Source organism: Mesorhizobium sp. M0208 (genome assembly GCF_040322015.1).
Classification (GTDB): domain Bacteria; phylum Pseudomonadota; class Alphaproteobacteria; order Rhizobiales; family Rhizobiaceae; genus Mesorhizobium.
The window spans coordinates 104,687-116,022 of record NZ_JAMYSP010000020.1; the positions used below are offsets into that span (position 1 = coordinate 104,687).

At 64.7% G+C, this 11,336-nt stretch carries 9 protein-coding genes; 8 read left to right on the forward strand and 1 reads right to left on the reverse strand.

All coding sequences use genetic code 11. From position 1 onward, the window contains the following. Positions 1-196: 196 nt before the first annotated feature. From mnmG to NKJ17_RS20450, 4 genes are read left to right on the forward strand one after another with little or no spacing between them, the layout of a single operon-like run. Complete coding sequence (gene mnmG / locus NKJ17_RS20435) at positions 197-2,071, forward strand: tRNA uridine-5-carboxymethylaminomethyl(34) synthesis enzyme MnmG (RefSeq protein ID WP_352508596.1); 1,875 nt, start codon at positions 197-199, stop codon at positions 2,069-2,071. Further along, complete coding sequence (rsmG, locus tag NKJ17_RS20440; RefSeq protein ID WP_352508595.1) at positions 2,068-2,709, forward strand: 16S rRNA (guanine(527)-N(7))-methyltransferase RsmG; 642 nt, start codon at positions 2,068-2,070, stop codon at positions 2,707-2,709. Before mnmG ends, rsmG begins: the two co-directional genes overlap by 4 nt. 47 nt (positions 2,710-2,756) lie before the next feature. Next, a complete protein-coding gene (locus tag NKJ17_RS20445; protein WP_352689820.1) occupies positions 2,757-3,557 on the forward strand; it encodes a ParA family protein in 801 nt (266 codons plus the stop codon). Between the two features lie 40 nt (positions 3,558-3,597). Continuing rightward, a complete protein-coding gene (locus tag NKJ17_RS20450) occupies positions 3,598-4,479 on the forward strand; it encodes a ParB/RepB/Spo0J family partition protein (protein WP_352508594.1) in 882 nt (293 codons plus the stop codon). 153 nt (positions 4,480-4,632) lie between these two features. Here the strand turns inward: NKJ17_RS20450 and holA are convergent, their stop codons facing one another. Next, the gene (gene holA, locus NKJ17_RS20455) at positions 4,633-5,679 is read right to left on the reverse strand and encodes a DNA polymerase III subunit delta (protein WP_352508593.1); all 1,047 of its coding nucleotides are present in this window, start codon (positions 5,677-5,679) and stop codon (positions 4,633-4,635) included. Between the two features lie 346 nt (positions 5,680-6,025). Between holA and NKJ17_RS20460 the strand changes: the two genes are divergently transcribed. The 4 genes from NKJ17_RS20460 (at position 6,026) to lpdA (ending at position 11,229) form a co-directional block, all read left to right on the forward strand. Beyond that, on the forward strand, positions 6,026-7,258 hold the full coding sequence (locus NKJ17_RS20460) for a 3-methyl-2-oxobutanoate dehydrogenase (2-methylpropanoyl-transferring) subunit alpha (protein ID WP_254817940.1): 1,233 nt from the start codon (positions 6,026-6,028) through the stop codon (positions 7,256-7,258). Between the two features lie 2 nt (positions 7,259-7,260). After that, the gene (locus NKJ17_RS20465) at positions 7,261-8,274 is read left to right on the forward strand and encodes an alpha-ketoacid dehydrogenase subunit beta (protein WP_352508592.1); all 1,014 of its coding nucleotides are present in this window, start codon (positions 7,261-7,263) and stop codon (positions 8,272-8,274) included. Between the two features lie 12 nt (positions 8,275-8,286). Continuing rightward, on the forward strand, positions 8,287-9,660 hold the full coding sequence (locus NKJ17_RS20470) for a dihydrolipoamide acetyltransferase family protein (protein ID WP_352689821.1): 1,374 nt from the start codon (positions 8,287-8,289) through the stop codon (positions 9,658-9,660). 174 nt (positions 9,661-9,834) lie between these two features. Further along, positions 9,835-11,229: a dihydrolipoyl dehydrogenase gene (gene lpdA, locus NKJ17_RS20475; RefSeq protein WP_352508590.1), complete on the forward strand. Its 1,395-nt coding sequence runs from the start codon at positions 9,835-9,837 to the stop codon at positions 11,227-11,229. Positions 11,230-11,336 lie beyond the last annotated feature (107 nt).

The following is an 11,336-nucleotide window of genomic DNA, read 5'->3' on the forward strand; positions in this document are numbered from 1 at the left end:
TCCGTGACGGAAGGCGAGCGACGGCGCTCCTTCCCCGTCCCGCCGATGTTCTGCGCCACCGAAGGCACCAACGCCGTGACTCACGTGAAACACCAGGCGCTGATACCGCTACATTGTTTCACGTGAAACGAGCAGTGTTCTTGACAGCATGTGGCTGTGGGCACATGTGTCGGCAGATTTGAATCGGAATATACAAATGACCAATCGCTACGATGTGGTTGTGGTGGGCGGCGGCCATGCTGGGTGCGAGGCTGCAAGCGCCGCTGCGCGGGCTGGCGCCAGAACGGCGCTGGTGACGCTGCGCTTCGACACGATCGGCGTGATGTCCTGCAATCCGGCGATCGGCGGCCTCGGCAAGGGCCATCTGGTTCGCGAGATCGACGCCATGGACGGGCTGATGGGGCGCGTTGCCGATGCGGCCGGCATCCAGTTCCGGCTGCTCAACCGCCGCAAAGGGCCGGCGGTGCGTGGTCCGCGAACGCAAGCCGACAGAAAGCTCTATCGCCTCGCCATGCAAGCGGCGATTCGCGAGCAGGCCGGTCTCGATGTGGTCGAGGGCGAGGTTCTCGATTTTGAAATCGACAATGGGCGCATCGCGGCGGTGCTGCTGGCGGATGGACGCCGGCTCGCCTGCGGCGCCGTGGTGCTGACGACCGGCACTTTCTTGCGCGGGCTGATCCATATTGGCGAGAAGAAGATTGTCGCCGGCCGCATGAACGAGCAGGCGAGCGTCGGCCTCTCGGCGACGATGAGCCGCGCCGGCTTCAAGCTCGGGCGGCTGAAGACCGGCACGCCGCCGCGGCTGGACGGCAGGACGATCGATTGGGCGTCGCTGGAGAGCCAGGCGGCGGACGAAGATCCCGTGCCGTTCTCGCTGCTCACCGAGCGCATCGAAAACCCGCAGATCCACTGCGGCATCACCCGAACGACCCACGCCACGCATGAGCTGATTCGCGCCAATCTCGGCCGGTCGGCCATGTATTCGGGGTCAATCGAAGGCGTCGGGCCGCGTTATTGCCCGTCGATCGAAGACAAGATCGTCAAGTTCGGCGACCGCGAAGGCCACCAGATCTTTCTGGAGCCGGAAGGGCTGGACGACGACACGGTGTATCCGAACGGCATTTCGACCTCGCTGCCCGAGGACGTGCAGCTCGACATGCTGAAGACCATTCCGGGGCTGGAGCGGGCAACCATGCTGCAGCCGGGCTATGCCATCGAGTATGACCATGTCGACCCGCGCGAGCTCAAGCCAACGCTGGAGACAAAGCGGATCGGCGGGCTTTTCCTCGCCGGCCAGATCAACGGCACCACCGGCTACGAGGAGGCCGGCGCGCAAGGACTGCTCGCCGGCCTCAACGCGGCGCGCAAGGCCTCGGCGAGCGATGAAATCGTGCTCAGCCGCACCGAAGCCTATATCGGGGTGATGGTCGACGATTTGACCAGCCGCGGCATCACCGAACCGTACCGCATGTTCACCTCGCGGGCCGAGTTCCGGCTGTCTTTGCGAGCCGACAACGCCGATGAGCGGCTGACGCCGCTGGCTATGAGACTGGGGATCGCCTCGCCGGAGCGGATGCAGCGGTTCAACAATGTCGTGCAAGACCTTGAGAAAGCGCGACAGCTCGCCCTCGGCACCACCATGACCCCCAATGAGGCGGCGCGCCATGGGCTCGAAATCAACCGGGACGGCGTCCGCCGCTCAGCCTATGAGTTGCTGGCCTATCCTGGCGTCGACATCGCCTGGCTGGCGCGGATCGAGCCGGCTTTCGCGGTGATCGACAGCAAAACGGCCGAACGTCTTGAAACGGAAGCCAGATATTCTGTCTATCTCGACCGCCAGCAGGCTGACGTCTCGCAGATCAGGCATGAGGAGAGCAGGCTGATTCCCGAATCGCTCGACTTTGCCTCTGTTCCCGGCCTGTCCAATGAGTTGAAGCAGAAGATGCTGGCACGCCAGCCGCGCTCCATTGCCGATGCGCAGCGTATGGAGGGCATGACGCCGGCGGCGCTGGCAATCATCGTCGCGCATGTGCGCAATGCCGAGGCGGCTGCGCGAAAGCAGGTCGCGTGAGCACTGCGTCCTGGGCAAACCTGCAAGAGGCAGCAGGCCCGGTTTCACGTGAAACATTCGATCGTCTGGTCGCGTTCGAGGCCGTCTTCCAGAAATGGAACCGCCGGATCAATCTCGCCGCGCAATCGACGCAGGACGATGTCTGGCGCCGCCACATCCTCGACAGCGCGCAGCTGGCGCGAATCAAACCAGAGGCGAAGCGCTGGGTCGATCTCGGCTCGGGCGGCGGGTTTCCCGGCCTCGTGCTGGCATTTTTGCTCGCCGAGCGGGAAGGCGCCAGCATCGATCTTGTTGAAAGCAACCGGAAGAAAGCATCGTTCCTGCAAACGGTCGTCGGACAGTTCAATCTGCCCGCCAAGGTCATCGCGCGCCGCATCGACGATAGCTATCCTCTTGTTCCTGCACCGCAAATCGTCACAGCCAGGGCGCTCGCCTCGCTGCCCGACTTGCTCGACCTGACGGCGCCGTGGCTGACCAAGGGGTCGCATGGCCTGTTTCACAAAGGCCGGGATTACCGCGCCGAAGTGGCAGAAAGCGCTCAACGATGGTCTTTCGATCTGGTAGAACATGCCAGTGCAACCGACGCGCAGGGCGTCATTCTTGAAGTATCCGACTTGCGACCGCATCCTGGCTTGTGACCGGCGACCCCAAATGAATTTCTGGCATGAATTTCTGGCATAGACCCATGATGAAGAACGGCCCCCGAATCATCACCGTCGCCAACCAGAAGGGCGGCGTCGGCAAGACGACGACTGCCATCAATCTGGCCACCGCGCTGGCGGCCATAGGCGAACAGGTGCTGATCGTCGATCTCGACCCGCAGGGCAATGCCAGCACCGGGCTTGGCATCGACCGGCGCGACCGCACCGTCTCGTCCTATGACGTGCTGACCGGCGAACTCGATCTCGAAGCGGCGGCGATCCCGACGGCGGTGCCTGGCCTGTCGATCGTCCCGTCGACGCTCGACCTGCTCGGCATCGAGATGGAAATCGCCTCGGCGCCGGATCGGGTGCTGCGGCTGCGCAACGCGCTACGGGCTTCGGCCGAGCGCGCGGCCAACTTCGGCTATGTGCTGATCGACTGCCCGCCGTCGCTCAACCTGCTGACACTGAATTCGATGGCTGCAGCCGATTCGGTGCTGGTGCCGCTGCAGTGCGAGTTTTTCGCGCTGGAGGGCCTGAGCCAGCTTTTGGAGACGGTCGAGCAGGTGCGCCGCTCGATCAACCCCGACCTGACGATCCAGGGCATCGTGCTGACCATGTTCGACGGGCGCAACAATCTCGCCAACCAGGTGGTGCAGGATGTGCGGGCGCATATGGGCGACAAGGTCTATGAAACCGTCATCCCGCGCAATGTCCGCGTTTCCGAGGCGCCGTCCTATGGCAAGCCGGCGATTCTCTACGACCTCAAATGCTCGGGCAGCCAGGCCTATCTGCAGCTTGCTTCGGAAGTCATCCGCCGCGAGCGCAAATTGCGTGCTGCCTAAACAATAAGCCGATTCGACACCGAAACGATCTGGACGGATGATGAACGAAGACCCTTCGAGGAAAAGACTGGGACGGGGACTGGCGGCCCTGATCGGCGAAATCGATCGTCCGGCGGCACCGGAAAAGCCGGGCCTGGCGGCCGACGGCAAGGTGCCGATCGAGTTCCTCAGCCCCAATCCCAAAAACCCGCGCCGGCATTTTGGCGACGCCGACCTGACCGACCTCGCCCAGTCGATCCGCGAACATGGCGTGGTGCAGCCGGTGGTGGCGCGGCCGTCGAAAACCCAAACGGGCCGTTACGAGATCATCGCAGGCGAGCGTCGTTGGCGCGCGGCGCAACGCGCCGGGCTGACCGAAATCCCGATCATCGTACGCGACGTCAACGATCGCACGGCGCTCGAACTGGCGATCATCGAAAACGTCCAGCGCACCGACCTCAACCCGGTCGAAGAGGCGCTGGGCTACCAGCAGCTGATCGACGACCACGGCTATACACAAGCCGATCTCGGCCAGGTGATCGGCAAGAGCCGCAGCCATGTCGCCAATACGCTGAGGCTGCTCAAGCTGCCCGACGTCATTCGCGACATGCTGGTCGACGGCGCGCTCTCGGCCGGCCACGCCCGCACCCTGGTGACCGCCGAGGACCCGGCCGGGCTTGCCAAGCGGATCATCGACGAGGGGCTTTCGGTGCGCCAGGCCGAGGCGCTGGCGCAGATGCCGGTCGGCGCGCCGGCGGCAAAGCGCCAGCCCGCAGCGCCGCCGCAAAAGGATGCCGACACGCTAGCGCTGGAAAAATTGATGACCAATACGATCGGCATGATCGTCACGATCGAGCACAACCAGCGCGGCGGCGTGATCAGCGTCGCTTACCGGACGCTGGAGCAGCTTGACGAGCTTTGCCGAAGGCTGAAGCGGGAGTAGGTAGGCTGCTGAAAGATCGCGATATTTAGCCGGCAAATGAAGTAGACTAAGTGAGTCAATAAAGGCCAGCCATTGCGTCGGCCGTTTTCTCTTTGAGACATTGGCGGTTGGCGAAATCGCTGAAGCCGTCAATCTCCCCCTCGAGGAGGGAGATCAGGCTCGCTGCGCCAGCCTTGCGCTCTCCACGGCAATGCCGAGCAGGGCCTGTCGTGCCAGCGCGATCGACAGATCCGGCCGCCGGCGTGTCTGCAGGACCGCCGTCTGCAGGCGGTTGAGTGCGCGGCCGAGCGCTTCGCTGCTCCACCGTTCGAGGGCTTTCTCCACCAGCTTGCGCCGGGAGAAAAAAACCGGCGGGCGCGCCGCGGCAACGACCGAAGCGGCATTGCGGCCGCCGGCGTCCATCTGGCCGCGCATGGCCTGGATCGTCTGCAGCTGCCGCATCGCCGATGAAAGCACCAGGAAGGGCTGGCCGCCGGACTGGCAATGGCGGGTAAAGGCGGTGTCGAAGTCGGCGATCCTGCCTTCGAGCAGGGCGTCGACCGCCGTATCGAAGGAGAGGCCTGAGACGTCGCCAGACGTCGCCTTGACGTCGTCAAGGCCGATTTCGGCCTGGCCATGCGCATAAAGCACAAGCTTTTCGATCTCGCCGCGCGAGGCCAGCCGGTCGCCGCCGAGATTGCGGCGCAGCGCCTGCCGGGCCTCCAGCGTCATCGACATGCCGGCCTTGCGCAGTTCGTCGTCGATGACCGTATCGATATCCCTGGCTTCATCGGCATAGCAAGGCAATGCCATGGCATTATCCGCCGCCTCCACCACGGCGCGCAGGCCGACGCCCTTCTTCAGGTCGCCGGCCTCGATAAGGATGATGGCGTCCCGCGCGGGCTCCGACGTCAGCGCCTTGACGTCGTCGGCAAGCGCCTTCTGGGCCCCGGCATTGCGCACCCATAGCAGGCGCCGCTCCGAAAACATCGGCACGGTGCGGGCCTCGTCGAGCAGGCGGCCCTCGTCGCGGTCGACTTCCGATCCGTCCAGCCTGACCACTGAAAACGGATCGTCAAGCGGCAGGCCGGTCTTGCCGGCAAAGGCCTTTGCCCGCTCGGCAACCAGCCCGCGATCGGGACCGTAAAGCAGCACGATCGAGACGCGCGGATCCGGCTTCGCGAGCCATGCATCGACTTCGTATGCTTTCTTCTGTGACATGGGCACTGATTACCATGACGCGCGCGCGGGGTGAACGGAGGGATTGGCGGGATTGTATCGAGACGAGACGCCTATGGGACAGCGCCCCCCTCTGTCCTATACGGCGGGAAGGAACTCGACAGAGGGATCTTGCCAGCAGGAATCCCTTCTCATGCGCCAGATCGGGCCGGACCATTCGCCAAATTGCGCATGGCGGCGGAAGATCGACAAGAAATTTCGCGGACATATCTTCATCTTGACGAGTGCTGGCCGGCGCGGTCGTTGGCCCGAAGCCGCGCCCGGCGAATTGGCACTGGTCCGGCGGTGTGCAAATATCCTGGCCGGGCAACAGTGGAGGACCGAGATCATGGCCGATGCCGGAATGTTGCGCTTCCATGTTCCGGAACCGGAAGTGCGGCCGGGCGGGACGCCGGATTTCTCCAATGTGAGCATTCCAAAAGCTGGCTCGGTGCCGCGCCCGAAGATCGACGTCGACCCGCGCGACATCCGCGATCTGGCCTTCTCGATCATCCGCGTGCTCAACCGCGCTGGCGAGGCGGTCGGGCCGTGGGCAGGGCTGCTTTCGGACGACGAGTTGCTGGAGGGGCTGCGCCATATGATGACGCTGCGCAGCTTCGATGCGCGCATGCAGATGGCGCAGCGCCAGGGCAAGACCTCTTTCTACATGCAGCATCTCGGCGAAGAGGCAGTGAGCTGCGCCTTTCGCAAGGCGCTGTCGCGGGGCGACATGAATTTTCCGACCTATCGGCAGGCCGGCCTGCTCATCGCCGACGGTTACCCGATGGTCACGATGATGAACCAGATCTATTCGAACGAGGCCGATCCGCTGAAAGGGCGGCAATTGCCGATCATGTATTCGTCGAAGGAGCACGGCTTCTTCTCGATCTCCGGCAATCTGGCGACGCAGTACATCCAGGCGGTCGGCTGGGCGATGGCCTCGGCAATCAGCAATGATTCAAAGATCGCCGCCGCCTGGATCGGCGACGGCTCGACCGCCGAGTCCGACTTCCATTCGGCGCTGGTGTTCGCCTCGACCTACAAGGCGCCGGTCGTGCTTAACGTCGTCAACAACCAATGGGCGATTTCGACCTTCCAGGGCATCGCCCGCGGCGGCTCCGGTACTTTTGCCGCCCGTGGCCTCGGCTTCGGCATCCCGTCACTGCGCGTCGACGGCAACGACTATCTCGCCGTCCATGCGGTGGCCAAATGGGCGGCGGAACGGGCGCGTAGCAATCTCGGGCCGACGCTGGTCGAATACGTCACCTACCGCGTCGGCGCGCATTCGAGCTCCGACGACCCGTCGGCCTACAGGCCGAAGGCCGAGTCCGACGCCTGGCCGCTCGGCGACCCGATCGTCAGGCTGAAGAACCACCTCATCCAGCGCGGCGTCTGGTCTGACGAACGCCACGCCCAGGCCGAGGCGGAAATTCTCGACACGGTGATTTCAGCGCAGCGGGAGGCCGAGCGCCACGGCACGCTGCATGCCGGCGGCAAGCCTTCGGCGCGCGATATGTTCGAGGGCGTCTATGCCGAGATGCCGCCGCATCTCAGGCGCCAGCGCCAACAGGCCGGGGTCTGACCATGCCGCGGCGGACCATGATCGAGGCGATCCGCGACGCCATGGACGTGTCGATGGCGCGCGACGAACGCGTCATCGTGTTCGGCGAGGATGTCGGCTTCTTCGGCGGCGTCTTCCGCTGCACGCAAGGCCTGCAGGCGAAATACGGCAAGAGCCGCTGCTTCGATGCGCCGATCAGCGAATCCGGGATTGTCGGCGCGGCCATCGGCATGGCGGCCTACGGGCTGAAGCCTTGCGTCGAGGTGCAGTTTGCCGACTATGTTTATCCGGCCTATGACCAGATCGTCTCGGAAGCGGCGCGGCTGCGCTACCGCTCGAACGGCGATTTCACCTGCCCGATCGTCGTGAGAATGCCGACCGGCGGCGGCATTTTCGGCGGCCAGACCCACAGCCAGAGCCCGGAGGCGCTGTTCACCCATGTCTCCGGCCTGAAGGTCGTGGTTCCGTCCAATCCGCACGACGCCAAGGGCCTGCTGATCGCAGCGATCGAGGATCCCGACCCGGTGATCTTCCTGGAGCCGAAGCGGCTGTATAACGGCCCCTTCGACGGTCATCACGAGCGGCCGGTGACGCCATGGTCGAAGCATCAGCTCGGCGAAGTCGCCGATGGCCACTACACGGTGCCGCTCGGCAAGGCGGTGATCCGCAGACAGGGCTCGGCAGTCACCGTGCTTGCCTACGGCACGATGGTCTATGTTGCCCAGGCGGCAGCCGAGGAGACCGGCATCGATGCCGAGATCATCGATCTGAGGACACTGCTGCCGCTGGATCTCGAGACGATCGTCGCCTCGGTCAACAAGACCGGGCGCTGCGTGATCGTGCACGAGGCGACGCTGACATCCGGCTTCGGCGCCGAACTTTCGGCGCTGGTTCAGGAGAACTGCTTCTACCATCTGGAAGCGCCGGTGGCGCGGGTCACCGGCTGGGACACGCCCTATCCGCATGCGCAGGAGTGGGACTATTTTCCCGGTCCCGCCCGGCTAGGCCGCGCGCTCGTCGAAACGATGGAGGCCTGAGGGGGGAAGACAATGGGCGAATATGTCATCAAGCTGCCCGATGTCGGCGAAGGCGTCGCCGAGGCCGAGCTGGTCGAATGGCAGGTCAAGGTCGGCGATCTCGTGCGCGAGGACGCCGTGCTTGCCGCGGTCATGACCGACAAGGCGACGGTCGAGATCCCTTCGCCCGTCGATGGCGAGATCCTCTGGCTTGGCGCCGAGATCGGCGACACTGTGGCGATCGGCGCGCCAATCGTCAGGTTGAAAGTGGCCGGCGAGGGGAACGTCAAGGTTGGCGCGACGCTTGCAGACGTTACGGCGGAGGGTACCCCTGACGATGCGCGGGCTCGCCCGTCCTCGGGCTTGGAGCCGTCATTACCCAATTTGGCGCCGTCATCCTCGGGCTTGTCCCGAGGATCTGCCGTCCCACACGGATATGACGCGATCAGTTCCGAGAGGTCGGTAGATCCTCGGGACAAGCCCGGGGATGACGGCGCCAGGTCCAAGGTCAACAGCGCGCCGCGTCCGGAAGGCGAAAAACCACTGGCCTCGCCGGCCGTCCGCCTCAGGGCGAAAGAGGCCGGCATCGACCTTCGGCAGGTCCCGGGGAGCGGCCCGGCCGGCCGCATCCGGCATGAGGACATCGACGCGTTCCTGGCACGCGGACCGCAGCTCGCGAAGGCCCCTGGCCTTGCCCGCAACGAGACGGTCGAGGACATCAAGATAGTCGGGCTCAGGCGAAAGATCGCCGAGAAGATGACGCTGGCCAAGTCGCGCATCCCGCACATCACCTATGTCGAGGAGATCGACGTCACCGCACTCGCGGATTTGCGCGCCGCGCTCAACAAGGAGAAGCGGCCGGGCGCGGACAGGCCGAAGCTGACGCTGCTGCCGTTCCTGATGCGGGCGATGGTCAAGGCCATTGCCGACCAGCCGAACCTCAATGCGCTGTTCGACGACGAAGCCGGCATCGTCCACCAGCATGGCGGCGTCCATATCGGCATCGCGGCGCAGACGCCTGCGGGGCTGATGGTGCCGGTGGTCAAGCACGCCGAGGCGCGCGACATCTGGGACTGCGCCGCCGAGGTTAACAGGCTCGCCGAGGCGGCCAGGTCGGGCACGGCGACACGCGACGAGCTTTCGGGCTCGACCATCACCATCACTTCGCTCGGCGCCATGGGTGGCGTGGCGACGACGCCGGTGATCAATCATCCGGAAGTGGCGATCGTCGGCGTCAACAAGATGATGGTGCGGCCGGTATGGGACGGCAGCCAGTTCATCCCGCGCAAGATGATGAACCTGTCCTCCAGCTTCGACCATCGCGTCGTCGACGGCTGGGACGCTGCGGTGTTTATCCAGCGCATCAAGACGCTGCTAGAGACGCCCGCGTTGATTTTTGTGGACTGAGGTAATGAGAACGGTCGCAACGGCCCCCTCACCCGGCCTCCGCATCGCTACCCTCTCCCCGAGGGGAGAGGAGGTCGCCAGCGCCGGCGCTAGCCTCTTCTCCCCAGCGGGGAGAAGGTGGCCGCGAAGCGGCCGGATGAGGGGGTCTTTCTTCGCCAACAAGAGCCTATCGCCATGAAGGAAATCTCCTGCAAGCTGCTGGTCATCGGCGCCGGTCCGGGCGGCTATGTCTGCGCGATCCGTGCCGGGCAGCTCGGCATCGATACGGTTATCGTCGAGTTCGGCAGACCGGGCGGCACCTGTCTCAATGTCGGCTGCATCCCGTCCAAGGCGCTGATCCACGCGGCCGAGGAGTTCGAGAAGCTCTCGCACATGGCGGGTGGAAAAAGCCCGCTCGGTATTGCGATCGCCGCACCATCGCTTGATCTCGCCGCCACCATGGCCTGGAAAGACGGGATCGTTAGCCGGCTGAACAACGGTGTTGCCGGCCTGCTGAAGAAAGCTGGCGTGAAGACGGTGCATGGCTGGGCGACGTTTCGCGACGGCAAGACCGTTGCCGTCGACACCGAGATCGGCATCCAGGTGATCCGCGCCGAAACGGTGGTGATTGCGACCGGCTCGGCGCCGGTCGAGTTGCTATCGCTGCCGTTCGGCGGACCGGTTATTTCGTCGACCGAGGTGCTGGCGCTGAGCGAAGTTCCAGAGAGGCTGGCGGTGGTCGGCGGCGGCTATATCGGTCTGGAACTCGGCATCGCCTTTGCCAAGCTGGGGGCCAAGGTGACCGTGGTCGAGGCGTTGCCGCGCGTGCTGGCGCAATATGATGCGGAACTGACCCGGCCGGTGGTTAAGCGGCTGGCCGAACTCGGCATCGAGGTGCTCGTGAACGCCAAGGCCAAGGGGCTGTCCACCAAGCGCGACGCGCTGCTGGTCGAGACGAATGGCGGCAAGAACGGCAAGATCGCTGCCGACAAGGTCCTGGTCACGGTCGGTCGCAAGCCGGTGACCGAAGGCTGGGGGTTGGAGCAGATCGACCTCGACATGGCCGGCTCCTTCATCCGCATCGACGACCAGTGCCGCAGCTCGATGCGCGGTATCTTTGCCATTGGCGACGTCACTGGCGAGCCGATGCTGGCGCACCGGGCGATGGCGCAAGGCGAAATGGTCGCCGAGATCGTCGCCGGCCACAAGCGCAGCTGGGACAGACGAGCGATCCCGGCTGTCTGCTTCACCGACCCGGAGCTGGTCACCGCGGGCCTGTCGCCGGAAGAGGCCAAGGCGCGTGGCGAGATCAAGGTCGGACAGTTTCCCTTCACCGCCAATGGCCGGGCAATGACGAAGTTGGGCGAGGACGGATTCGTGCGGGTCGTTGCCCGCGCCGACAACCATCTGGTGCTGGGCATCCAGGCCGTCGGCCAGGGCGTGTCGGAATTATCTACGGCCTTTGGCCTAGCGCTGGAGATGGGTGCGACGCTGGAGGATATCGCCGGAACGATCCATGCCCATCCAACACAGGGCGAGGGTTTTCAGGAAGCGGCGCTGAAGGCGCTGGGGCGGGCGGTGCATGTTTGAGGGCTCGCGCTCTCCCCCCCTTGAGGGTGTTTGGACCGGGGACATCGCGAACAGGTGTGCGAGGACATCGCGAACAGTTTGGCGCGCTTTGCGCTGGGGGGTTCGGG